Consider the following 24,372-nt stretch of genomic DNA (forward strand, 5'->3'; position numbering starts at 1 on the left):
ATAACATCAAGAAAAAGGGGAGTTATCATGAAATTAACGAAATTTACAGATCCTTTACCAATTCCCCCTGTATTAAAACCAAAGTGGAAATCTAAGGAATTCACGTATTATGAAGTGTGCATGAGGGAAGCCAAACAATCTTTGCATCAAGATTTGCCCAAAACAACGATTTGGGGATATGAGGGAATTTACCCAGGTCCTACGATTGAGGTCAAAAAAGGAGAAAAAGTATTTGTCAAATGGGCGAACGATTTGCCAGCCAGGCATCTTTTTCCAATTGATCACACAGTTCATGGAGCGGAAAAAGAAAAACCAGATGTAAGAACTGTCGTCCATCTTCATGGAGGAAGAACAGAACCAGCGAGTGATGGCTATCCCGATGCCTGGTTTACCAAAGACTATAAAATAAGAGGATACTTTTTTCAAAATCAAATATATCAATACTTTAATCAGCAAAGCGCCCGTGCCCTTTGGTATCATGACCATGCAATCGGGATTACCCGATTAAATATCTATGCCGGACTGGCTGGATTTTATCTTATTAGGGATGAAAAGGAACATTCTCTGAACCTTCCAAGTGGACCCTATGAAATACCGTTGCTGCTCCAGGATCGATCATTCCATGTGGATGGCTCGTTATTATATCCGGAACAGCCTGAGATAAATGATTCTGGAATCTTTCCCTCGATAATATCTTCCTTTTTTGGAGATTCGATCCTTGTTAATGGCAAGGTATGGCCTTATTTAGAGGTTGAACCGAGAAAATATCGCTTTCGGTTGTTAAATGGAGCAAATTCCCGTTTTTTTGGACTATCCTTGGATTCAAGGCAATTGTTTTACCAAATTGGCACGGATAGTGGATTTTTGGAGCGGCCGATTGGAGTGAAAAGACTACTTCTAGCGCCAGCAGAAAGAGTCGATGTGATCATAGACTTTTCAAACCTCGAAGGTAAGATGGTTACGTTGAAAAATGATGCACCTACTCACTTTCCAATTGGGGACCCTGTAGACCCAGAAACAACTGGAGTAGTTATGCAGTTTCGAGTAAATAAAGCCTTGTCCACGATTGATACTACTGTGATTCCACCCCATTTTGGCCCAATGGGCAGGATCGCTGAGCAGAGCGTATGGAAATATCGATTTTTAGAATTAAGTGAGGAAAAAGATCAATATGGAAGACCGCTTTTGCTGCTTGATAAGAAGAAATGGGATGCTCCGGTTACTGAAAATCCCATCGTCGGTTCAACTGAAGTTTGGAATTTCGTTAATACTAATGGCGATGACCATCCGATACACGTTCATCTCGTTCAGTTTCAAATAATCGACCGCCGCCCGTTTGATGTGGAATTTTTTAAAACGACCAAACAAATTAAATACACCGGCCCTTCAGTCACCGCGGATCATTCGGAACAGGGATGGAAAGACACGGTAAGATGTCCTCCTGGTCAAATTACAAGAATCATCATTCCTTTCTTCCCCTATACTGGGCAATATGTCTGGCATTGCCATATGCTCGAGCATGAGGATTACGAAATGATGCGGCCATACATTGTACGGCCGCCGCATTAGCCAATATTTCGGAGCAATTCGTTCAACCTTTTTTAACATTCTACTTCATCTGGAATCGTTACTTTTAAAACTTGACCTGGTGGGCTTATATCCACCGGGTTTTCATTTGCCTTAAAAAACGGTGCCAAATTTTAGTTTTCCTAAATGGTAATCTTCATTAATTTATCTGACTAATCAATTGAAATAAATCCCTTCAAAATAGCTTGCAGCAATGCGTAGCATAGTTCTGAATCTTGCAGCTGATTTTCTTTAACAAGTTGAAAACATTCTTGAATACTTATTTTCTTCACTTTAATTTTTTCATGCTCTTCAAGCTGTTGATTAAGGTTTACCCCAACTTCTTTCGTAAAAAATACATGGGTTACCTCATTTGTTCTCCATGATGCTGGGTGTAGAGTCCCAAGATAATGTACAGAGCCGCATGTATAACCTGTTTCTTCTAGAAATTCGCGTCTAGCTGCTTGTTCCAGATCCTCCCCGTTTTTCACACCGCCACCTGGTAACTGCCATACAGTAGAATTGACAGGTCTTCTATATTGCTCAATTAATAAAAGAGAATCATTTTCCTTTGCAAGCATGACAACCCCATGAAAATCTTCTAATTCGAAATAAGGTCTTTTAAAGGAATCTTCCTTTAAAACCATCCCACTTAAGGTTATTAATGTTTTATCCCCCATTAATGACCGCCTCCAGTCTCTTTTCTCTTCATTAATTTTAGGATGTTTTCTTTCGGACTCCAGCAATTAAATTTATAGTTTGTTTTGGTTTCATAGCCTAAACGGCTGCAGAAATAGCGTATTCCTTCCGGTTTCTTCTCGACTATAAAGTGTTTGCATGTTGCACAGCAATGGAAATCTTTCAACCTGTTCACCTTTCTTAAACTATTAAACTTTCTTTCATAGTTTGTTCATATTTATCGATTAAGATATAAACAGGTTCACAAAAGAACCTTAACCTCCGCCCCCCTTTATATAGATTTTGTTTGGTACCCGGCACTCGGCCGGGTATATTTTTTTGAAGACATAATTATGTATACTTCTTTCAAACCCTGTCAATAACAATACCAATCAAGCTAATGAGAAGGTGTTAGGATTGAAGGGTATTTATTTTATCAATGACCGAATAAGTTTAAATGGATTATCAAAGGAAGATAGTAGTAGACTTCAGGAAGAGTCGATTAAACATTATATATTTCAGCAAAAGATAGAGATTGTAACACTCAATCCCTATCAAGTGAATGATTATTACACTATTCCACATGCCCTTTTATATGATTTAAAGAAAGAAAAACGAGGATTGGATTGCTTGATCCACTATTCCTCGCTGGTTTTGGAGGATTTTATTTACAGCTATCCTGCAAAATGGCTTATTTTAAAAAGCTTTTTTACCGATATCATCCAGGTTGAGAACCAAAATGGTGTAAATGTACAAAAAGTCATTTAATCTAGAGATTTTTTGGCTGTTTTTCGATAAATGATGACAAAATTGATGAGCAAGATAATAAGTATATAGATTCCATATAAGCCAAAGGAATACAGCTTACTGCTCTTAAATAAGGCTCCTGCATAGGACAAGATTAAAATATTTGGAAGCTTTCCAATTGTCGACGCGATAAAAAAGATTGGCCATTTAACATGACTTAATCCACAAATAATATTAACTATCGGTGCAGGAATGATTGGAACTAAGCGGCATGAAAGGATGGCAACGAATGAGTTTCTGTTAAGAAAATCTTCGTATTCTTGCACTTTCGTATGCTTAGCTAGTTTTGCCTGCGCGAAATCCCGAAATCCATATCTGCTTAAAAAGAAGAATCCCATTGTCCCAATCATGGCACCTGTTAAGGAAACGAACACCCCCTGGACTGTTCCAAAGACGCCGCCTATGATTCCTGCCAGTACAGGAAAGGGAATGACTGGAAAAAACACACAGATGGCTACGAGAAGCATGCTAATCAGGAGAGAGACTGAGCCACCTCCTTTTATTAGATGCAATAATTCATCCTTCTGAAAAAATCCAATCGCAATGATCAACAGTAAAATCGTTAAACTTACGAATCGCTTAATCATTCTATCTCCTCTAAACTCCACATAATTTGAATTATTTTTTTGATGGAATGGGAAGCCAAATGGTTACGGTTGTCCCATGTCCCTCTTCACTCTCAACGTTTATTTTTCCATGATGGCTTTCAATAATTCGGTAGCTGGTCATTAACCCAAGACCAGTACCTTTTTCCTTAGTTGAATAAAATGGTTCACCAAGCTTTAACAGCCTTCCTTCAGGTATACCACAGCCGTTATCCCTAATCTTAATGATAACAGCTAATTCATCCACACAAATAATAACATCAATTTGGCCTTTTTCGGACAATGCATCTAGGGAATTTTGAATGACATTCATGAAAACCTGCTTTAATGAATTCGGATCTCCAATAATTGCAGGCACTGTTTTATTGGAGATAAAATTGATTTCATTGTTCTTCATCAAAGCTTGTGTTTGTAATAATTGAACCACCTGTCCAACAAGACTATTTATTTGAACAAGGCTGGTTTTTTCTGTATGGGGCTTTGCCATCGTTAAAAATTCGGAAATGATTACTTCGAGGCGCTGTAATTCATCCAAAACTATACCTAAGTAAACTGGATTGATTTCTTTTTCGGCGTTTAATAACTGCATGAATCCTTTAATAGGAGTTAGAGGATTTCGAATTTCATGAGCTACCGCTGCGGCCATTTGGCCGACAACAGCCAGCTTTTCAGATTTACGCAAACGTTCACCTGTTTCAATCCGGTGCTGGATATCCCGCGAAACTGTCACAATTTCCTGCACTTCACCTGTTAAAGGATTTGTTAAAGCCTTGGTGGTTGATTCTAACCAAATATAGGTTCCGTTTTTCTTTTTACAGCGATAAGTCACTAACATCGAAGTATTTTCCGGACCTATTAGGCTATTCTGTGTTAGCATTGTTTCCATATCATCCGGATGAATGATTTCCTCAGGATTTTTTCCAAGCAATTCCTCTGGCTCGTAGCCCAGAACCGTCTTTACTGAGGGTGATATATATAGATAGGAAAAATCCACGCGATGAAGCATGATGACATCTGATGAATGCTCAGCCAGCAGTCTGTACTTTTGCTCACTTTCTCTTAAAACCAGTTCCATTTGCTTTTTTTCCGTTATATCTATAACTTGTGCAAGTAGGTAATCTTCCTCGGTACCTTGGGCTTTAATTCTGGAAACATTTAAAATACCGGTCTTAATTTCACCAGACTTGTGTATATACCTTTTTTCAATTTCATACTCATTTCTTTGTCCACTTAAAATCTCTTGAAACAAATTAAAGTCCTTGGCAAGATCCTCTTTATATGAAACTTCTTCTAAAGATATTTCAGCTAATTCATCCAATGTAAATCCAAGAAAATCACAGAAAGCAGGATTAAATTGCATATTCGTAAAGTCAATGCAGCCAATTAATTGAGGAATCCTTGATTGATAAAATACTTCCTTAAAATGTGTGGAATTAAACATATAATCCTCCCAACAAGCTTGCAACTAAAAAAAGAGATACCTATTTAGTATAAAGCTAAAACCCTATTTCATAAACTATTAATTTTCGAATTTTCCGAAAGAAAAAACCTTCTATCATTTTAGATAAAAGGTCATTTTAATATTTTATTAATACGGAGTTCTTGCACCAAGGTATTTTGGTTTCCAATAGGTATTTGTCATATCAGCGATGGCAACACCATGTGATCCCGCTTGAATAAATTTATTGTCGCCTAAATAAATTCCAACATGTGTTGGTCCTGGCGCATAAGTTTCAAAAAATACTAAATCACCAGGATTTGGGGTACTGATCACCTTTAATCCCGACCACTGGGTTGCAGCTGTTCGTGGAATTGTAATACCAATTTTATTGAGGACATAACTGGTAAACCCGCTGCAATCAAAGCCAGCCGGAGTATTTCCTCCCCATAAATACGGGGTTCCGATATATTTCTTTGCTTCATCCATAACCATTTGAGCCTTTGAAACCGTTGGAGCCGGAATTGGAGATTGCGAATTCGCGGCAACCTTTAAAACTTGGCCCACATAAATTGTATCTGATGTTAAGTTATTGATAGATTTAAGCTGTGCTACTGAGAGATTATTTCGGGTTGCGACACCCCAAAGGGAATCCCCTTTTTGAACTGTATAAGTTGTTTCGTGAGTATGAGGTGCTAATAATGAAAGTTTCTGATTTACATAGATATTATCGCTAGTAAGCTGATTCCATGCCCTTAAATTAGCAACTGACACTCCGTTTGCTTGCGAGATTTTCCATAGGGTGTCACCTGATTGGACCGTATAGATATTTTCATGTGCATATACAGAACCTCCAAAAGAGGTAAACAAGATGCCTGCAGCGGCCGCGAGTGTCAGTAGATGTTTTTTCATAGAGGCACGACTCCTTTAATTTATTGGTACTTTTATCATAAAGGAGATAGATGCCTGGGTAATATGGCAAAGATATGGTTTTCAAGACAGTTTATACCTAAATTGGTAATGAATGCACCTATTATTACACGAAAGAAATATTGTCTTTCTAGGCACTGTATAGGCTAGAACCACTTCTATCGAAAAATGGGCTGTACCCCTGTAACATATTTGTAATATTTTAAAAAATAGATTATTTACTAGTTTCCTTGAAAACAATGTAGAAATTTTGTAACAAACCTCCCATGCACACTCTACCGATAAAATTATAATGAACCTATAGAAACAATTTAAATGTTTTTAAAAATAATAATGAATCTGGTGATGAAAATGCATGGAATTAGTAAAGGACATCCAAGGCCCACGGGACATCCACATGGAATGGGAAAGCCGATTGATTATGATCAAAATCCATTTATTGTAATTTGGGAAGTAACAAGAGCTTGTCAGCTAAAATGCGTTCACTGTCGAGCTGATGCGCAGCATTCCCCTGACCCGCGGGAATTATCCTTTTCAGAGGGAATTAATCTCATTGACCAAATTTACGAAATGGATAACCCAATGCTGGTGTTCACTGGCGGAGATTGCATGATGAGGGAAGATCTTTTTGAGCTCGCTGATTATGCCATTAAAAAAGGAATGCGTGTTTCAATGACACCTAGTGCCACGCCAAATGTAACAATCGAAAAAATGAAAAAGGCAAAAGAAGTTGGCCTTTCTCGATGGGGTTTCAGCCTTGATGGACCAACCCCTGAAATTCACGATCAGTTTCGCGGAACACCAGGTTCATTTGAACTAACGCTGGAAAAAATAAAATACTTAAACGAATTAGACATGCCGTTGCAAATTAATACGGTTATCTCACGATACAACTATGATCATCTCGAAGAAATGGCTAAGTTGGTTGGTGAGTTAAAGGCAGTAATGTGGTACATCTTCCTGCTTGTTCCAACTGGACGCGGTCAATTAGACGCATGTATTTCACCGGCAGAGCATGAAAAAGTTTTCCGCTGGCTATACGAATTAAGCAAAAAAGCTCCATATGATATTAAGACGACCGCAGCACAGCATTACCGCCGGGTGGTATTGCAGCAAAAACAGCGGGACCATTTAATCGAAAAAGGAGAAATTAACTACGAAGATACGATTACGACTGATTTCGCCTCGATGCACGATGGCTTAAAGCGTGCGCCAAAAGGCGTAAACGATGGAAACGGCTTTGCGTTCGTGTCACATATTGGCGATGTCATGCCGAGCGGCTTATTGCCGATTGTCGGCGGGAATGTTCGTGATACTCCACTTGCAGAAATTTACCGGGAATCAAAAGTATTCAAGGAGATTCGCCAGCCTGACAACTATATAGGCAAATGCGGTGTCTGTGAATACAACAAAATTTGCGGCGGTTCCCGCTCAAGAACCTTTGCAGTAACTGGAGACTATTTAGAGAGTGAACCATTTTGTGTATATATTCCACAAGCAATGAGAAATAAAGAAACATCCGCTTTAATTTAAATTAAAAATGGGCATTCCAATTTTAGGAATGCCCATTCTACTCATTCAATTAGTCCTGTATCACTGATCTCTACCTCTTTATAAGATGGCATCTCCTTGCTCCTAACAATTTCTTTCATCGTAATTTCCCTCAAAGATTGGAATTTTATTCTATTAAATCGGGAATGTTGATTTTAGACAGCTTTTATTTGAAAGGAATATAATGAAATGATGATAAAGGAAAAACAGGTATCACAGGCATTTTTTCAATTTATTCTCCCCTTCTCATGGAAGGCAGCTAAGATACGTAATTTCATCTTATATCTACAAAAGAATCAATTTACTTCATTTCGCTTAAATGAATTACAAAATGAATCGGCCTATTATGGAGGTTACCAAGTCTCACACAGTGAAATGGAGTCTTTTTTTCTTCCATTAACATCCCAATTTCTTTTCCCCTCTTCTGGACACGAGAAGGGATTCCAAAGATTTACGAAGGCTTTTAGCATGGATGGTTTATTGTCAACTACCGACCTAAAATTACCCTTTCTAATACATTCCATTGATTTAATCATTTGTCCTTATGAGCTTGGATTTATTACGGTGCGGACAGAAATAAAGGATGTCTCTTTATCTAATGCGATAGAGTTTGCAAATAAATTTAATAGGAAGGATTATGAGGACTTGCTTCCAGATTTGTGGCCCTTTGTTGATTTTGATTCCCCTCCGCCTTTTTTGGAGCCAGACAAAAAGCATATCCAATCGCTTCTTCATTTAGCTAATGATGAAGCCATTGATGAAATCGATGTTTTTCGCTCCGTCACACTTTGTGGTGGTGACGCAGGAAATCATGAATATATAACTAACTATTTAACAGACCACATCTATAGCCGTTGGGCCCCCCATACATATATTTGTGTAAATGAACACTGTTTTACATGTCTAACAAATGGCAGCACCACAAATTTAATGTCTGTAGCCAAACGCTTTTACGGAGAAAATTACTACCTCCACTTGATCAATATATTTAATAAATTGGTTTTTGTTAAAATTGCCCATCTCTATTCAACTATTCATATAGAGAAGGATTATAATAAGATAGAAAAACTGATCTATATTATAAATTCGTTTACCTCTAATTTTTTCTTTGTCGAATATCCAGCTAAACTCGAGGGACAGGAGCTTTTTAAACTTTTTAAACGTGCCTATAAAATTGACTCGTTATATTTAAATACTAAAGAGACCCTTTTTAGCCTTTTTAAGTATGAGGAAAATTCAGTTACAAAAAAGGACAGTATGCTCCTTTTAGTTCTCACGCTTTATACGGTGATCTGCGGAATCTTCAGTATGAATCTATTTACTAAGGATCTAGAAGGAAAGATTCATTGGTCACATTTTAAGTCTTATAATCCCTTTGAATACTTCGCCGTCTTTATTGTTTTTAGTGGTATAATCGTGGTAGCCATACTTGGTTTCCAAAGCTTGTATCAAGTCATTCAGGAACGAAAAAATAAAAAACAATGGGATGAGCAGGCGGTGATTTCATCCAGGTTCCCGAAAAAAAGTAATTAGGAGTTTTTAATATGATCAGCTTCATGGGTATTACCCAGTCAGATACATTAGAAAAAAAAGATACAATTGATAAATTAACATTAACCAAATATAAACGCTTTTGGGTGGATTTTAATGAACCAACTGATGAGGAGATTAAACATTTAAATGAAACTTTTAATTTTCATCCACTTGCTATTGAAGATTGCATAAATACTACCCTTCAAAGACCTAAACTCGATTATTACGATGAATATACATTTTTTATTACACACATTGTTCGAGAAGAAAGAGAGGAAATCATCAAGGAGGAGCTAGAATTTTTTGTAGGTGAAAACTATATAGTTACTTTCCACCTTAAGCCTTCTATTGAAGTTTCTCAAGTAGTGGATAGAATAACAACTTTAAAAAACTTAGATAAGTTTACAAATACTCATGTGTTTTACGAAATTTTAGACAAAATCGTAGACAATTACTTCCCTATTATTTACAAAATTGAGGATAAGTTAGATGAAATTGAAGATAACACTCTTAATAAACCAATGAATAATTTATTAAAAGAATTATTCGAAACAAGATATATGTTATTGAATCTAACTCATACTGTTAATCCAATGCGTGATCTGCTCTACCGAATGTTAAATTCACAGCATTTGAAAAACATTATAACAAGAAAAGAATATTATTCTGATATCTACGATCATCTTTTAAAATTATCGGAAATGCTGATGGCAAACCGCGAGATAACCGCTGACATTCGGGATAATTATCTTTCGTTAAATTCCCATCAAACCAATAATGTGATGAAGGTTCTTACGATTATGACTTCCATTTTCGCCCCCCTAACCTTAATTGCGGGAATTTTCGGGATGAACTTTAAACATATGCCAGAATTGGATTGGAAATATGGATACGGCTATTCTTTGGTTTTAATGGGCGTAATTGGGTTATCAATGTTTCTCTGGTTTAAGAAAAAGGGATGGTTTTAATTGCAGGATATATGGGAAGCAACAGCCAAGTTTAACACAGTATAAATAAAAGCTGGCCGAAAAGAGTCGTTATTCAACGGCCTTTTGGGTCAGCCTCTTAACTTCATATTAAAATCATTTAGGAATATAAGCGTACCTGAAAACCCCTTATCGAATTCCTTATTTTCTATAGGTGCACATCTACCTTCTATCTTAACTGTTTTTCCATTTACGATGATAGGCCTTATAGCAATTATTAAAAAAATATTTTCATTTGAGTATGGAAATGAATAATAACCTGTTTCATTGCCTTCCCAAACATTTTCATAAATTCCTGACATTTTCTTTGCCCAATGTTTCTTTATAGGGAGGTCAAAAAATGTTTTTCCAATTATATCATGTCGTTTTAGGTTAACGAAATCAAGTAGACTTTGATCTATGTCTGTATATATTAATGTATCATCTACTTTAATCATTTCAAATCGAGCCCTGTCATTTGCTTGTTCAAAGTTTGTAATAAGCGTATTTATATGGTGTGTAAAATTAGCGTCCTTCATTTATTCATTACCTCTAAAGAGAATTAATTCTAATAGAATATTTGATATTAAAATCAATAAGTATACTATAATATTTTACCAGAAATTTGTATACGCTTCTAGAAATTTCCTGAACCCTATATAAAAAAAATTTCAAGAAAAAAGGCTGGTTCAAATAAGACAAGATACTGCTGATTATAGGTATAATAAATATGTATGAAAATGCTGAAAGGGGAACATTCCGTGCCAAATAAATATACAGAGGAAACCATGAAATTATTGACGGACTTAGTATCAATTCCAAGCCCGTCCGGGAATACAAATGAAGTCATAACTTTTGTTGAAAAATACCTTTCCGAGCTAAAAATTGAGACGAAAAGAAACCGAAAAGGCGGATTAATTGCGACGATTGAAGGTAAGGATCAAGGCCGCCACAGGATGCTGACGGCTCATGTAGATACACTCGGGGCAATGGTTAAGGAAATCAAATCGAATGGCAGACTCAAAATTGACCTAATCGGCGGATTTAAGTTCAATTCGATTGAAGGAGAATATTGCCAGATAGAAACCAGCAGCGGCAAAAAATTTACGGGGACCATTTTAATGCACCAGACCTCCGTCCACGTATATAAAGATGCCGGAAAAGCAGAACGAAATCAGGAAAACATGGAAATTCGAATTGACGAAAAAGTACATAATGCTGAAGATATCCGGGAACTTGGAATTGAAGTAGGCGACTTCGTATCTTTTGATCCGCGTGTGGAAGTAACGCCGAGCGGCTTCATAAAATCCCGCCATCTAGATGATAAGGCAAGCGTAGCCGTGTTACTGCAGTTAATGAAACAGATAAAAGTTGAAAATATAACGCTCCCATATACGACTCATTTTCTGATTTCCAACAATGAAGAAATCGGCTATGGCGGCAATTCCAATATTACACCAGAAACGGTTGAATACTTAGCCGTTGATATGGGAGCTATGGGTGATGGTCAATCAACCGATGAATACACCGTTTCCATTTGTGTTAAGGATGCGAGCGGTCCTTACCACTATGGATTACGAAAAAATCTGGTCCGTTTGGCTGAAGAAAATGATATCGAATATAAACTCGATATTTATCCGTTTTATGGCTCCGATGCGTCAGCGGCCATACGTGCAGGGCATGATATTGTCCATGGACTAATCGGACCAGGTATTGATTCATCTCATGCCTTTGAACGGACACATCAATCATCGCTTGCAAATACCGCTAAGCTATTGTTCCATTACATCCAATCAGAATTAGTATTATAATCATCATTGAAAAAGGCCACGTGTCACAACTTGGCCTTTTTTTTATTATTTTTAGGATTTGGTCACTTAAAATTAATTCGTTTCTCATCTAATTTTAATGCAAGAGATTCAAAACCGCATTATTATAATTAAGTCAGTTGGGATTTTAGGGGGTACACCACGATGTTTGCTAAATTTAAAGCTTTCATTGTCAATCAAAAGTTAAAGTGGTTCGGCCGCTTTGTCTATTATTTGCTGATTCTTCTCTTGTTATTTTTTATGTACGGTTTTAATGATGCAAGTGCGGGTTCTTATATTTACAACGACTTTTAATGTGAGGTAGGTAAACAATGAGAATATTAAACACCATAAGTGAGCTTGCACAAACACAACCAGAAACATTGGCCTATATATCACCCAATGCGGAAATTACTTACTCCGAGCTTTGGAGACAGTCAGAGCAAGTGGCTGACTTTCTATTAAACCAAAATTTACGAAATCAATCACCGATATTGGTATACGGTCATATGGAAGCCTCGATGCTGGTCTCTTTCTTAGGCAGCGTAAAGTCAGGTCATTCTTATATACCGGTAGATACTTCGATTCCGTCGGAGCGCGTGATAAATATCATCAACAGTGCTCGATTGGAATTAGTCATTAATTGTTCTGGGCAAGTCATGGATATTGATACTTCATCAGTTACTGTGGTGACTGTAGAAGATATCCTATTGGGGCATCCCTTTGAACAGCAAGTTGACCCGAAAAACTGGGTGGAAAACCAAGATAATTTTTATATTATATATACGTCCGGCAGCACTGGTAATCCTAAAGGAGTTCAAATTTCAGCAGCTAATTTGGAGAGCTTTGTAGATTGGATGACTGTGGATTTTCCGATCGATGGACCGTTTCGATTTTTAAATCAAGCACCCTATTCCTTTGATCTTTCAGTTATGGACCTTTACCCTGCATTGGTAAGCGGTGGAACTCTTTTTGCCATTACCAAAGAAATGATTGCAAAGCCAAAACTATTATTTGAGGCATTAACCGATTCTAAAACACAAATTTGGACATCAACACCTTCCTTTGTACAAATGTGTTTAATGGACCCCTCTTTTAAAGAGGAATTGCTGCCCGAGCTTAGCGTGTTTTTATTTTGCGGAGAAATCCTCCCTGTTGGCATCTGCCGGCAATTGTTCGACAGGTTTCCTAAAGCAAAAATATTCAACACCTATGGACCAACAGAGGCGACGGTAGCAGTAACCTCGATTGAGGTTACTGCTGAAATGTTGGATTCCTATCAATATCTCCCGATTGGAAAACCAAAAGAAGGTACACTGATTCTATTTTTAGATGAAAATGGTAATGAGGTTTCCAATGGTGAAAATGGAGAAATGGTTATTGTCGGTCCTAGTGTTAGTAAAGGGTATCTTAGACAGCAGGAATTAACTGAACGGGCATTTTTTCAATATAATGGTCATCTTGCCTATCGCACAGGGGATGCCGGCTACAAAAATCAAGAAGGGCTTATTTTTTACAAAGGCAGAATTGATTTTCAAATTAAACTGCATGGGTACCGAATGGAATTAGAAGAGATTGAATTCCATATTGCAAAATCAAAGTATGTAAAAGCTGCAGCAGTCATTCCCGTTTTTCAAAATGAGAAAATTGACTATTTAGAAGCCGTGATTATCCCTGATAACCATGATTTTGAAAAAGAATATCAGTTAACGAGTACGATTAAAAAAGAACTTGTCGAATATCTCCCAGCTTACATGATTCCGAGGAAGTTCTCCTATTATAATGAGCTTCCGATTACGGCTAATGGGAAACTGGATCGAAAAACAATAAAGGATATGGTGCTGAAATGACACCATATGGTTCCTTCACATTCTTTTTCATCATCGCGATCCTTTTAGCACCGACGATTATTTTTGGTTTACGGGGAAAGAGGTTTCATACCTATAATATGTTAGCAACGATTGCTGCCTTAGGTTTGATATTTTCATCTTCTCTTAATCAGGCTTTGGCTTTAATACTGTTTACCATTTGGCAGGTTATATTAATCAGGTTATATTTGCATTACCGAAAACAATCGAATGGCAATGGGATTTTTTACACAGCGGTTTTTCTATCAATTCTGCCCTTGGCCGTTTCGAAGCTCCTGCCATATTTTTCGAACATTAGCGTAATTGGTTTTCTGGGAATCTCTTATTTAACTTTTAAGGGTACACAAATCATTATGGAAATTAGAGATGGGCTAATTAAAAAGGAACTGCCTTTATCTAAGCTGCTGTATTTTATCTTATTCTTCCCAACGATTTCATCGGGCCCGATTGACCGCTACCGCCGGTTTGAAAAGGATTTAGAAACGGAAATATCCGGAGATGATTATAAGCAGCTGCTTTATGATGGAATCAATAAAATCTTCCTAGGGTTTTTATATAAATATATTATTGGTTATTCTATTAATCATTTTTTTATCGCTAATTTACGATTTATTGCCCATAGCCAATTTCAGCATCACTTATATTATATGTATGCTTACAGCCTCTATCTCTTTTTCGATTTTGCAGGATATAGTGCTTTTGCGATTGGTGTCAGTTATATTATGGGAATTAAATCTCCGGAAAACTTTAACAAACCTTTTATCAGCCGAAATATTAAGGATTTCTGGAATCGCTGGCACTTGAGTCTCTCCTTCTGGTTTAGAGATTATGTATACATGAGATTTGTTTTCTGGATGACAAAAAAGAAATGGATAAAAAACCGCAACATTGTCTCAAATCTAGGCTATATTTTACTCTTTTTAATAATGGGCTTCTGGCATGGCCTTGAAATCCAATATATTCTATATGGAATTTATCACGCCCTGCTGATGGTTCTATATAATTCATTTGAACGATTTAACAAGAAGCATAAATGGTGGCCAAACAATAAATTTACCCATGTGGCAGCTATTATCATTACGTTCCACTTCATTTGCTTTGGCTTTTATATTTTCTCAGGACAATTATTTCAAAAGGGAGTTTGATCAACATGGAATTTAAAAATGAAGTTATCGCATTATTAGCTGAAATCTGCCAGGACGATGTTGTGAAGGAAAATCCGGATATTGATTTATTTTCTGCTGGTCTGTTGGATTCTTTTGGCACTGTTGAATTACTGGTCCTGGCCGAGGAACGGTTTAATATTCTTATTCCGATCACAGAATTCGATCGCGATAGTTGGAATACACCAAATAACATTGCCAATTTATTGGCTGATAGAAGATGAAAAAACCTTTATTTTCACCAATTTTCTTAGCTTTCCTTGTTCTGGCTATGTTGATTTTAATACCCAATCAATGGATTGAAGATCTCATTCCAAAAACTAGGGTCACTCAAGCGGCAACGGAATTAAATCCATTTATGTTTCAAGGAAAGTATGTTCAAGGAAAAATGTTGAAGAATAAACAGTATTTGCCGATTTATGGCTCATCTGAGCTTGCAAGGCTGGATCGTTTTCATCCTTCCAATTATTTCAAGGAATCGAAAGATGGATTTACTCCATTTCTTGTTGGTCGTGGCGGGACAGAATCATTAATTCACTTTTTAAATTTTTCAGAGCATACGAGTCAGCTAAAGGGGAAAAAGCTCGTTTTTGTCCTGTCTCCGCAATGGTTTCAACCGGGAGGAGCCGACGAAAGCCATTTTGTTCCCAATTATTCTTCCCTTCAAGGATATGATTTTGCCTTGAATCAAAATATAGATCCCGTGATAAAGAAAAAAGCGATTAAGCGTTTGCTTACTTTTTCGCCAATTAATAGTGATCCGCTTCTTTCAACGATGTTAAAAGCGGAAATTACGAATGATTCTTGGACAAAGAAAAAGGCTGCTATCTATCGTCCCTTTGCCATTTTTTATCATGATTTATTGGTTAAAAAGGATTATTATTATACGCTCGCAGGCGGATATTCCCGTAATCGTGATATTAACAAAAAGGTCCGGAATAAATCCTGGGACCAATTAGAGGTCCAAGCAGAGCACATGGGAGAACGACTATCAACGAATAATCCTTTTTATATTAGTAATTATCAGTACAATAAAATAAAGAAAATGGTTCCTTCCTTAAAAGATTCAAAGGTCGGTGCATCCTATGGGGAGTCCCCTGAATATGGTGATTTTCAGCTTGTCCTTGATTTGCTGAAGGAATCCGGTGCGAAACCATTATTTGTTTCTGTACCCGTAAATGGTAAGTGGTATGATTATACAGGTTTCCCGTTAGAAGGCCGACAATCTTACTACACCCGAATAAAAAAGCAAATTGAATCTGAGGGCTTTCAAATTGCCGATTTTTCAAATCATGAGTACGACCCCTATTTTATGAAGGATACGATTCATATAGGCTGGAAAGGCTGGGTATATACAGATAAAGTTATAAAAGACTTTTATGATGGAAAAAATGTGTCAGACACAATAGCTCAAGCAAAATTGCCGATAAACTAGTATAATTACAGTATATCCGTTATAATAATGTAGACTATTTACCAGCCACTCACTAGGAGATGTAATTATGTTTTCAAATATTGGTGTACCGGGATTAATATTAATTTTAATTGTTGCTTTGGTTATCTTTGGGCCAAATAAGCTACCGGAAATTGGAAAGGCGTTTGGCAGATCAATCCGTGAGTTTAAGAGAGCGACAGAAGGAATTGCCGACGATATCAAGGAAGAAATTAAAGAAGAAATAAAAGAAGTGAAACAGGAAGAAATTAAAGAAGTAAAACAGGAAAAAATTGAATTAAAAAAGTAATGTCACAAATGGAAAACATCCCTTCGTTCGAAAGGGATGTTTTTGTATTATTTACTTCCGGGATTTCTTTGCCATCCCTTGGAACTGGTTCATTATCATTTTTCGGGATTTTTCATTTCGAAGTAAAAACGCTGCTCCTAATCCTACAGTTGCCAGCATTAAATTTTTTCGTTTCATTCGGAACCCTCCTCATAAATGCATCATTATTAATTTCCCCATGTTTTGCATTTTTAACTACTTAAATTAGAAAAAGCCAATCCATGAGAATCGGCTTTTTCACTGCAGTCATTATTTCTTTAATAATTCTTTAAGCTTTTGATTATGTTCTTTAGTTTGCTGTAATAGCTGATTTAATAGCAGCGCTGCTTGTTTGTTATCCTTTTTCTCAACGGCAAGACTTAAATCATGGTACATTTTCCAGTGTCCCATCCCCTTGCCGCCATGTGCCTGCTTTATGAATTCCTCTTTAGTAATTTTACCTGCATCCAATTGCTTCTTTAATTCCTGTATTTTTGCCATTTTCTCATTTTTCCATTGCTCGCGCTTTTTCGCATTTTCAGGACTCATCCATTGCTTGTGAAGCGCTTTTCTTTCATCAAGAACCTTCGTCCATTCTGCTTTTTTATTTGGTGTAAATTGGTCTACCCAAGCCAAAAGCTTTTGCTCTCTTTCCTGCATATGTGCTTGCCAGTCTCTGTGCATTTGATGATGCTCTTTCCCTTCTGCACAGTCACAAGGTGTTTTTTCCATATGGTCTACGGGTGCATGCTCATGTGCACCAACAATTCCTGGAAATGCCAATAATAACCCCAACGACAAACTGAACAACTTTAATTTCATTAAATATCCCTTCCTTACTTATTATACTTAGAAGATTAAACCAGTTTTAAATCGGCACGAATTTATCATGCCCAGATTTTCAAAAAAAATTTACCATTTCGACAAAAATTTAGGGATTTTCTATTTATCTCAACAGCCAGGAAAAAGGAAAACAGCCCTATCCTATTGGATAGGGGCTGCTCAATTAATGAAAAGCAAAATTTAAGATCGTATCAAATAGAGTTTAAACCCACTCCAAAAATTCCATGCGATTGCCGAATGGGTCATGTACATGAATCCGTGAGGCACCAGGAAGATTATCGTCTGAAGTAAAATCTACTTGTTTCTCCTGAAGGCGGGCTTTTAAGTCTTCAATATTTTCAACCACGAAAGCTGGGTGTGCTTTTTTAGCTGGAGCAAACGGCTCCTCCACCCCAATGTGAATTTGGAAGGTGCCGAATTCAAACCATACTCCGCCGCGTTTTTTTAATTCCTCCGGTTTCTCCACCTCTGTTAACCCAAGGATTTCACCAAAAAATTCTTTTGCAGCCTCCTCACACCCTTTTGGTCCCGCAAGCTGAACATGATCGATTTTTTTAATGGTAAATGACATATTGACCCCTCCAGTTCTTCATCTATACACTTCTATTTTATAAAATTAATAATTTTCTATCAAATAAAAGTTATGTTCAAAAAAAAACTATTTCCACCTGAACGGAGATAGTTTTTTTAATAGACATCTTTTTTTGTAAACACTAAAAATGATACGAGAAGGGCTGCTGCCCACCAAACAAACAAAACCATCATTGAAAAAGAAAGATTCATTCCTTCAATGGGTGGAGCCGTACCTTTCATGTAGTCGGTTAATCGTAAATTGACCATAAAAAAGTATTTTGCTGATTCCCAAGAAGAAACCATATTACTTAAGATTGCACCTGAAATTAATGCAGCGAGCATTACGCCCATACCAGCTGCCGTACTCCTAATCAAAACTGATAACATAAAGGATAATGTACCTACTACGATGGAAACGAACCATACCAGCCCAAAATCCATTAACAAGAACTTCCACAGGCTTAAAAGCTTGACTTCCGAGGTATTTAAACCCGTATCGGTCACATTAAATCCTGTTAAAATCGGGGCTCCCCAGCCTTTATAGCCAAAAACAACCCCAGAAAGGGCATAAGACAAAATACCAGCAATCGCAATTACTAATGACACTGCTAAACAGAGGGTTATGTATTTACTTAAGAGCACTTTCCACCGTTTCACAGGTCTTGTCAAAAGTAGCTTTATCGAGCCAAGACTATGTTCAGAAGAGACCAAATCACTAGCTATGACCATGACCATCAAAGGGATAAATAAATCAATCGAGCTTTCCAGGAAAATCCTCATGAACGTTGGAGCACCCGGCTCTGCTGGATTAATGTCATGGTCAAGATAATATTGCTGCTGCTGTAATGAGATTTGAAGCTGCTTTTTCCAATCGTCTGAAATTCGGCTGCTGCTTAACCGATTAGTCGTATCCACGATTTGCTGTTGTAAAATCGTTCTCCAGTCACTGGTCCCTAATTTTTCCCGCTGAGTTTGAACCTGCTTATACTGTGCATATGTAAATAACATAACAAGAATGCCAATTATGATGGCAATGACGATCAACCGTTTTTTTGCAATTAGCTTCATCATTTCATTTTGAATCAGTTTATTCAATCGTATCACCCCCGGTTAATTCGAGGAATAAGTCTTCCAGTACAGGCATTTTCCGATTGATTTCAATGACAGAAACCCCTGCTTGAACGAGTCGTTTATTCCATTCCGGTGTTTTCTTTTCATCGAATTCTGTTAAAATGGTCCGATCGTCTTTTTCCTCAATGGATGTTAAGGAGCCCAATATTTGTTTTCCTTTTTCAAAGGGATCAACATGCCAAACTACACGTTCACGATTTTCTAACAGCTGTTGGACCGTATCAACGCGGATAATAGCCCCTTTTGAAATAATCGCCACCCGGTCACATAAAAGCTGAATTTCACTCAATAAATGGCTGGATACGAGAACACTTAAGCCTTCTGCTTCAGCCAAAAAACGGATAAACTGCCGCATCTCACGTATTCCCGCCGGATCCAACCCATTAGTTGGTTCATCTAAAATTAATACTTTGGGCTTTCCCAGGAGTGCCTGGGCAATTCCTAATCTCTGTCTCATCCCTAAGGAATATGTTTTCACCTTATCATGAATCCTTTCAGTCAAGCCAACAAGTTCAGTAACTTCTCTTATTCGCTCATCCCCAACATCATCAAGCATTCGGGCAAAATGAAGCAAATTATTATACCCAGATAAATATGGATATAATTCCGGATTTTCAACAATACAGCCAAGGTTGTTCATTGCTTCTTGAAAATGATCTTCAATATTGTTTCCACAAATCTGAATACTTCCAGAAGTAGGTTTAATCAAGCCGACCAGCATTCGAATCGTGGTTGTTTTGCCAGCCCCGTTAGGTCCGAGGAAGCCGAACACTTCCCCTTCACGCAAATCAAAAGTCAAATCCTTAATAATCTCTCTTCTTCCAATCACTTTTTTTAAATTCTTCACTGATAATGTGATTTTTTTCTCCATACTATTTCCCTCTCCTTACCAGGTGAGCAATGAGGCCACTCGTTCGGCAATTAAACGATACCCTTTTGAATTCGGATGAAACTTGTCAGAATAAAGATAATCATTAACTTTCAGTTCAAATAAATCAAATGTAGGGACAAATACGATTTTAGGAAAAGCAGCACTTACTTCTGCACTGTCGTAATTCCAGTGACGAACGACCTTTGACATTTCTTTTCCCTGATCCAATTCAATAAAAGGATTATATAATCCAATAAAAAACACGTTTGCCTTGCTGTTGCTTTTACGTATTTGTTCGAAAATAAATTTCAAATTATTAAGATATTTTTTCTCAATAGTGGCAATGTTTCCTGCTTGGAAGTCAACTATTCCTTGTCCTCCTCTAAATAAATCGTTGCCGCCAATTGTTACGAGCACCATGTCAGCTTTTTGAATTTGTCTTTGTACTTCCTTTTGCCCGATTTGCTTTTTAAGCTGGTCCGACCTTTGCCCATTGATGCCGAGATTTGTTAACTGAACAGGACGTTTTGTTTTTCCCTTGATTTCATCCAATAAAACGCCGACATATCCTTTACCGGTTTCGTCCCCCGTTCCTCTTGTCAGGGAATCACCTAAAGCCAGGATAGTTAATCCTTTTTTGTTTTCCTCTTTCTTAGATACCGTGCTTGTTTCCGGAACCTTTTCCGGCTTTCCTGCATAATACTCACCCACTGCAAAGCCAAGACCAATCAGCCAGAGGAGGCAAAATAGCACTGAAATGACAGTAATGGATCGTATGACATTTTTATTCAAAAATCTCATCCTTTCTGGCCTTTTCTTTTATTTAATCACAGATGAAGGGTGAATCAAACTTTCTGGACTTTCAAATATGTAATGTTCATTATTTATTAACATTTAGGCTGTGTTATACTTGCTTGTTGATTTCCGCTCCAGGCGCTTCGCTCCAATCAACAGGGGTGAAAAAATCAACAAAGAGCTTTAACACAGCCAACATTAAAAAAATAAAAGGAATCCGCAAATGGATTCCTACTTTTCTTTTCTACCTGGTTTGTTCTTGTTTTAAGATTCCTTTTTTATATTTTTTAAATAGCAAAACCCCTAATAGTAATATTCCAAGAATAATACAACTTAACATTATGTATTTCTTCATGATCCCGTGGAATAGGAGATCCCAATTCGGACCAAGCATTTTTCCTAACATAATAAAGGTAGCAACCCATAGAAAAGAGCCAATTAAAGAATAGATAGAAAATACCTTTAAAGGTAACCGGGTGATCCCTAAAAAATAGCCCGTAATATGCCTTAAAACCGGGATGAAAAAGACAATAATTAAAAGCTTGTTTCCATATTTATTAAACCATACTGACGTAGAATGAATTTTTTCCGGACGAAAACGCAACTGTGAACCATATTTTTCAAAAAAGGGCATACCTAGCTTTGCCCCAATAAAATACGTGATGATCATACCAATGACACACCCCGTCGAAGAGGCAACAATGCAGCCAATCCAGTTTAGCTGTCCTTGAAATGAAAGAAAACCTGCATAACCCATCAAGGCTTCCATTGGAATCGGAAGTACGATGATCCCAAGCGCCAATGAGAGAAATAGGACGAGGTATCCATATTCGTTCATAAAGGAAAGTAAAAACTCCATAATCTCCACCTCACCCTAATAAAAAGATAAGACCATTTTTTGTCATAACAATATTTTATCCATCTTTCGTATATATAGTAATCGGAGACCATTATTTATAAAATAAAAAATGCCGGCTTCCTGGTTGGAAACCGGCAAATTACTCTATTAATCTTCTAAATTGCCCTTTGGACCAAAGAATTCAAAGTGAATTCTTTCTTCATTAACTCCTAGTTCCTTCAAAAAGCGATTAATTGCTTTCATAAAAGGTACTGGTCCGCAGAAATAAAAATCGGCATTTTCAAAGGAAACTTTTTCTTGCAGCCATTCACTTGTCACATAGCCTTCGACATCAAAACGATTGTTCTTGCGGTCTTCCTCTGTTGGTGAATCATAGAAGAAAGAGGATGTTACATTTTCAAGTTGAGCTAATTCCTCTACTTCATCCCTAAGAGCATGAACATTACCATTGGCAGCGGCATGGACAAAAGTAACCTTTCGTTCCGGCTGTACTTCCACAACAGTTTTTAACATGCTCATCATTGGTGTTAACCCAACACCACCACTTAATAGAACCACTGGTGTTGATTTTTCTGTATCAAGGACAAAATCTCCTGCTGGTGCACTTACCTTCAAAATATCGCCTTCATTCACTTGAGCATGCAGGTAATTGGAGACCATTCCTTCAGGGCATTGAACTCCTGATTCCCGTTTAACACTGATTCGGTAATAATCTTTACCAGGCGCATCAGAGAGACTGTATTGACGAATATGGGAATATTCCTCCCCCTCAATCTCCAGCATGATACTGATATATTGACCTGGAAGAAAGTCTGCGATTTCTCTTTGATCCCTAGGCTTTAAGTAAAAGGACGTAATGACATCACTTTCAACTACTTTTCTATCAACGATGAAATTTCGGAAGCCATCCCATCCGCCTTTTTGGCTTTCGGCTTCATCATACATTTCCGCCTCAATACTAATAAAGGCATCTGCGATGACACCATAGGCTTGAGCCCATGCATCAATAATTTCATCTGTTGCCGCATCGCCTAAAACATCCTTAATTGCAAGCAGCAGATGTTTTCCGACGATTGGATATTGTTCAGGTTTAATCCCAAGGCTTCGATGCTTATGGGCAATTTGTTTTACAACAGGAATAATGGCTTCAAGGTTATCGATATACTTGGCAGCGGCGTATACCGTGCCGGCAAGAGCTTTTTGCTGTCTGCCCTGTTTTTGGTTAGCATGATTAAAAACGTTCAAAAGTTCTGGGTGATTCCCAAACATTAACTGATAAAAACGGGTTGTAATCTTTTCCCCATGTTGTTCTAAAACGGGTACGGTTGATTTAATGATATCAATTGTTTTTTGGTTTAGCATTTTAAACACTCCCTACTTGTTTTCCCTATTACCAATGTGATTATATGGCTAAATTCACATCAATTAAGTGATTTAAATCACACTTTGCTATCATTTAAAAATTTTTGCGAAACTTTTCACAAATTGTTCACTTTTTCGCATGACAAATGTAACTAGTTATAAAATTGCTATTTTTGTATTGTGAACCTAGTTAGAATAAGATTTTATAAAGGCAGGATAGGAAAATATGAAGAAAGCAAAAATTGCATGGATCACCGATACGACTTCTTCTCTAAGTAAAGAATTTATTAAACAGCATCATATACATGTGATTCCCTTGCACGTTGTAATTAATGATGAATTTTATAAGGAAACAATTGATATATCCGAAAAGGAATTTTATGACCGAATGAAAACCGAAGATGATAAGTTTCAGTCCTCCCAGCCTTCCATCAATGACTTTGTAGAACTTTATCATCAATTAAAAGAAGACTATGACTTTGGAATAGCTCTCCACGCTTCGAGCCTTTTAACTGGTACCTATCAATCATCTGTTATGGCAGCAGGCATGGAAGATTTTAAATTGTTTGCGATTGATACAAAAACTGGTTCTTATCCGCTATCCTTTTTAATCAAGCGCGGAATTGAACTGGTGGAGCAGGGGCTGGATATTCCTGATGTGGTTGCTTCTTTAAATGATTACCGTGAGGACACACGATTATATTTAGTCCCCTCCAATTTAGATCAGCTTCACAAAAGCGGCCGCGTGTCAGGCAGTCAAAAATTGTTAGCGTCCCTCTTTAATATCAAGCCGATTTTATCAATTGAAGAAGGCGCCGCAAAAATTAAAGATAAAGTCCGAACCGTAAAAAAAGCCCAAACTTGGCTTGATAATAAATTAAAGGAAGACCTCGAATCAAAGTTGGTTCGAAAAGTAGCCATCGTCCATGCCAATGACCAGGATAGGGCAATCGAGCTTGAAAAATTAGTAAACGCGTCATTCCCAGAGATTGAAACAGAAATTTTAATGCTGATAACGGTTGCAGGGGTACATACGGGAGTTGGGACACTTGGACTTTCGTGGGTATGTGAGTGAAGGACTCTTGTATCAGATACATTCATGAGGACAAAACTTTAATAAAACTGGCTAACTTTGTCCTCATGAGCCCTTCATGAGGACAATACTCTATTAAAACCGGCTACCCGTGTCCTCATGAGCCCTTCATGAGGACAATACTCTATTAAAACCGGCTACCCGTGTCCTCATGGGCCCTTCATGAGGACAAT

Annotated in this window: 26 protein-coding genes; 13 read left to right on the forward strand and 13 right to left on the reverse strand. The window is 37.4% G+C overall.

Translation table 11 applies throughout. The annotated features are described in order from the left end of the window. Window positions 1-27 precede the first annotated feature (27 nt). Complete coding sequence (locus AC59HZ_RS10090) at window positions 28-1,569, forward strand: multicopper oxidase family protein (RefSeq protein WP_496545667.1); 1,542 nt, start codon at window positions 28-30, stop codon at window positions 1,567-1,569. A gap of 170 nt (window positions 1,570-1,739) precedes the next feature. Here AC59HZ_RS10090 and AC59HZ_RS10095 read toward each other — a convergent pair whose 3' ends face one another. Further along, window positions 1,740-2,246 (reverse strand): NUDIX hydrolase, encoded by a 507-nt coding sequence (locus tag AC59HZ_RS10095; RefSeq protein WP_496545668.1) that lies wholly within the window; start codon window positions 2,244-2,246, stop codon window positions 1,740-1,742. Window positions 2,247-2,652: 406 nt separating this feature from the next. Between AC59HZ_RS10095 and AC59HZ_RS10100 the strand changes: the two genes are divergently transcribed. Then, complete coding sequence (locus AC59HZ_RS10100; RefSeq protein WP_496545669.1) at window positions 2,653-3,012, forward strand: hypothetical protein; 360 nt, start codon at window positions 2,653-2,655, stop codon at window positions 3,010-3,012. Here AC59HZ_RS10100 and AC59HZ_RS10105 read toward each other — a convergent pair. From AC59HZ_RS10105 to AC59HZ_RS10115, 3 genes are all read right to left on the reverse strand, one after another. Beyond that, a complete protein-coding gene (locus AC59HZ_RS10105; protein ID WP_496545670.1) occupies window positions 3,009-3,638 on the reverse strand; it encodes a TVP38/TMEM64 family protein in 630 nt (209 codons plus the stop codon). The genes AC59HZ_RS10100 and AC59HZ_RS10105 overlap by 4 nt on opposite strands. Window positions 3,639-3,669: 31 nt before the next feature. Continuing rightward, on the reverse strand, window positions 3,670-5,097 hold the full coding sequence (locus tag AC59HZ_RS10110) for a PAS domain S-box protein (protein ID WP_496545671.1): 1,428 nt from the start codon (window positions 5,095-5,097) through the stop codon (window positions 3,670-3,672). A 147-nt stretch (window positions 5,098-5,244) separates the two neighbouring features. Beyond that, window positions 5,245-6,006: a C40 family peptidase gene (locus AC59HZ_RS10115; protein ID WP_496545672.1), complete on the reverse strand. Its 762-nt coding sequence runs from the start codon at window positions 6,004-6,006 to the stop codon at window positions 5,245-5,247. 369 nt (window positions 6,007-6,375) lie between these two features. Here AC59HZ_RS10115 and AC59HZ_RS10120 point away from each other — a divergent pair, with 369 nt between their 5' ends. The 3 genes from AC59HZ_RS10120 to corA all read left to right on the forward strand — a co-directional run bounded on the left by AC59HZ_RS10120 (window position 6,376) and on the right by corA (window position 10,076). Beyond that, entirely contained in the window at window positions 6,376-7,557 is a 1,182-nt protein-coding gene (locus tag AC59HZ_RS10120) for a TIGR04053 family radical SAM/SPASM domain-containing protein (RefSeq protein WP_496546034.1), read from the forward strand. A gap of 207 nt (window positions 7,558-7,764) precedes the next feature. Then, the gene (locus AC59HZ_RS10125) at window positions 7,765-9,108 is read left to right on the forward strand and encodes a hypothetical protein (RefSeq protein WP_496545673.1); all 1,344 of its coding nucleotides are present in this window, start codon (window positions 7,765-7,767) and stop codon (window positions 9,106-9,108) included. Window positions 9,109-9,119: 11 nt separating this feature from the next. Next, window positions 9,120-10,076 (forward strand): magnesium/cobalt transporter CorA, encoded by a 957-nt coding sequence (corA, locus tag AC59HZ_RS10130; RefSeq protein ID WP_496545674.1) that lies wholly within the window; start codon window positions 9,120-9,122, stop codon window positions 10,074-10,076. Between the two features lie 89 nt (window positions 10,077-10,165). On the opposite strand, the gene AC59HZ_RS10135 is transcribed toward corA, so the two are convergent. After that, window positions 10,166-10,612 carry a hypothetical protein gene (locus tag AC59HZ_RS10135; protein ID WP_496545675.1) on the reverse strand — a complete coding sequence of 149 codons (447 nt, stop codon included), beginning with the start codon at window positions 10,610-10,612 and terminating at the stop codon, window positions 10,166-10,168. Window positions 10,613-10,861: 249 nt separating this feature from the next. On the opposite strand from AC59HZ_RS10135, the gene AC59HZ_RS10140 reads away from it, so the two are divergent. The 7 genes from AC59HZ_RS10140 to AC59HZ_RS10170 all read left to right on the forward strand — a co-directional run bounded on the left by AC59HZ_RS10140 (window position 10,862) and on the right by AC59HZ_RS10170 (window position 16,654). Next, the gene (locus AC59HZ_RS10140) at window positions 10,862-11,884 is read left to right on the forward strand and encodes a M42 family metallopeptidase (RefSeq protein ID WP_496546035.1); all 1,023 of its coding nucleotides are present in this window, start codon (window positions 10,862-10,864) and stop codon (window positions 11,882-11,884) included. 162 nt (window positions 11,885-12,046) lie between these two features. Beyond that, window positions 12,047-12,196 (forward strand): teichoic acid D-Ala incorporation-associated protein DltX, encoded by a 150-nt coding sequence (gene dltX / locus AC59HZ_RS10145; protein WP_289983013.1) that lies wholly within the window; start codon window positions 12,047-12,049, stop codon window positions 12,194-12,196. A gap of 17 nt (window positions 12,197-12,213) precedes the next feature. Continuing rightward, on the forward strand, window positions 12,214-13,731 hold the full coding sequence (dltA, locus tag AC59HZ_RS10150; RefSeq protein WP_496545676.1) for a D-alanine--poly(phosphoribitol) ligase subunit DltA: 1,518 nt from the start codon (window positions 12,214-12,216) through the stop codon (window positions 13,729-13,731). Next, window positions 13,728-14,894, forward strand: a complete 1,167-nt coding sequence (gene dltB, locus AC59HZ_RS10155) for a D-alanyl-lipoteichoic acid biosynthesis protein DltB (RefSeq protein WP_496545677.1) — start codon at window positions 13,728-13,730, stop codon at window positions 14,892-14,894. The genes dltA and dltB overlap by 4 nt, the downstream gene beginning before the upstream one ends. Window positions 14,895-14,899: 5 nt before the next feature. After that, window positions 14,900-15,136, forward strand: coding sequence for a D-alanine--poly(phosphoribitol) ligase subunit 2 (gene dltC, locus AC59HZ_RS10160; protein WP_496545678.1), 237 nt, complete (start codon window positions 14,900-14,902; stop codon window positions 15,134-15,136). Continuing rightward, window positions 15,133-16,347, forward strand: coding sequence for a D-alanyl-lipoteichoic acid biosynthesis protein DltD (gene dltD / locus AC59HZ_RS10165; protein ID WP_496545679.1), 1,215 nt, complete (start codon window positions 15,133-15,135; stop codon window positions 16,345-16,347). Before dltC ends, dltD begins: the two co-directional genes overlap by 4 nt. Window positions 16,348-16,414: 67 nt before the next feature. Beyond that, window positions 16,415-16,654 (forward strand): twin-arginine translocase TatA/TatE family subunit, encoded by a 240-nt coding sequence (locus AC59HZ_RS10170; RefSeq protein WP_496545680.1) that lies wholly within the window; start codon window positions 16,415-16,417, stop codon window positions 16,652-16,654. A 51-nt stretch (window positions 16,655-16,705) separates the two neighbouring features. On the opposite strand, the gene AC59HZ_RS10175 is transcribed toward AC59HZ_RS10170, so the two are convergent. From AC59HZ_RS10175 to hmpA, 8 genes are all read right to left on the reverse strand, one after another. Next, complete coding sequence (locus tag AC59HZ_RS10175) at window positions 16,706-16,831, reverse strand: hypothetical protein (protein WP_496545681.1); 126 nt, start codon at window positions 16,829-16,831, stop codon at window positions 16,706-16,708. Window positions 16,832-16,942: 111 nt separating this feature from the next. Continuing rightward, a complete protein-coding gene (locus tag AC59HZ_RS10180; RefSeq protein WP_496545682.1) occupies window positions 16,943-17,494 on the reverse strand; it encodes a hypothetical protein in 552 nt (183 codons plus the stop codon). 223 nt (window positions 17,495-17,717) lie between these two features. Continuing rightward, the gene (locus AC59HZ_RS10185; protein ID WP_496545683.1) at window positions 17,718-18,086 is read right to left on the reverse strand and encodes a VOC family protein; all 369 of its coding nucleotides are present in this window, start codon (window positions 18,084-18,086) and stop codon (window positions 17,718-17,720) included. Between the two features lie 116 nt (window positions 18,087-18,202). Next, window positions 18,203-19,183 (reverse strand): ABC transporter permease, encoded by a 981-nt coding sequence (locus tag AC59HZ_RS10190; protein ID WP_496545684.1) that lies wholly within the window; start codon window positions 19,181-19,183, stop codon window positions 18,203-18,205. After that, window positions 19,176-20,090, reverse strand: a complete 915-nt coding sequence (locus tag AC59HZ_RS10195; protein WP_496545685.1) for an ABC transporter ATP-binding protein — start codon at window positions 20,088-20,090, stop codon at window positions 19,176-19,178. Before AC59HZ_RS10195 ends, AC59HZ_RS10190 begins: the two co-directional genes overlap by 8 nt. Window positions 20,091-20,105: 15 nt before the next feature. After that, window positions 20,106-20,882: an SGNH/GDSL hydrolase family protein gene (locus AC59HZ_RS10200; protein ID WP_496545686.1), complete on the reverse strand. Its 777-nt coding sequence runs from the start codon at window positions 20,880-20,882 to the stop codon at window positions 20,106-20,108. Between the two features lie 247 nt (window positions 20,883-21,129). Beyond that, window positions 21,130-21,744 carry a DedA family protein gene (locus tag AC59HZ_RS10205; RefSeq protein ID WP_496545687.1) on the reverse strand — a complete coding sequence of 205 codons (615 nt, stop codon included), beginning with the start codon at window positions 21,742-21,744 and terminating at the stop codon, window positions 21,130-21,132. Between the two features lie 147 nt (window positions 21,745-21,891). Continuing rightward, on the reverse strand, window positions 21,892-23,106 hold the full coding sequence (gene hmpA / locus AC59HZ_RS10210) for an NO-inducible flavohemoprotein (RefSeq protein ID WP_496545688.1): 1,215 nt from the start codon (window positions 23,104-23,106) through the stop codon (window positions 21,892-21,894). A gap of 226 nt (window positions 23,107-23,332) precedes the next feature. Between hmpA and AC59HZ_RS10215 the strand changes: the two genes are divergently transcribed. Further along, window positions 23,333-24,181 (forward strand): DegV family protein, encoded by an 849-nt coding sequence (locus tag AC59HZ_RS10215; protein WP_496545689.1) that lies wholly within the window; start codon window positions 23,333-23,335, stop codon window positions 24,179-24,181. Window positions 24,182-24,372: the final 191 nt, after the last annotated feature.

This window comes from Neobacillus sp. DZ-9 (assembly GCF_059587065.1).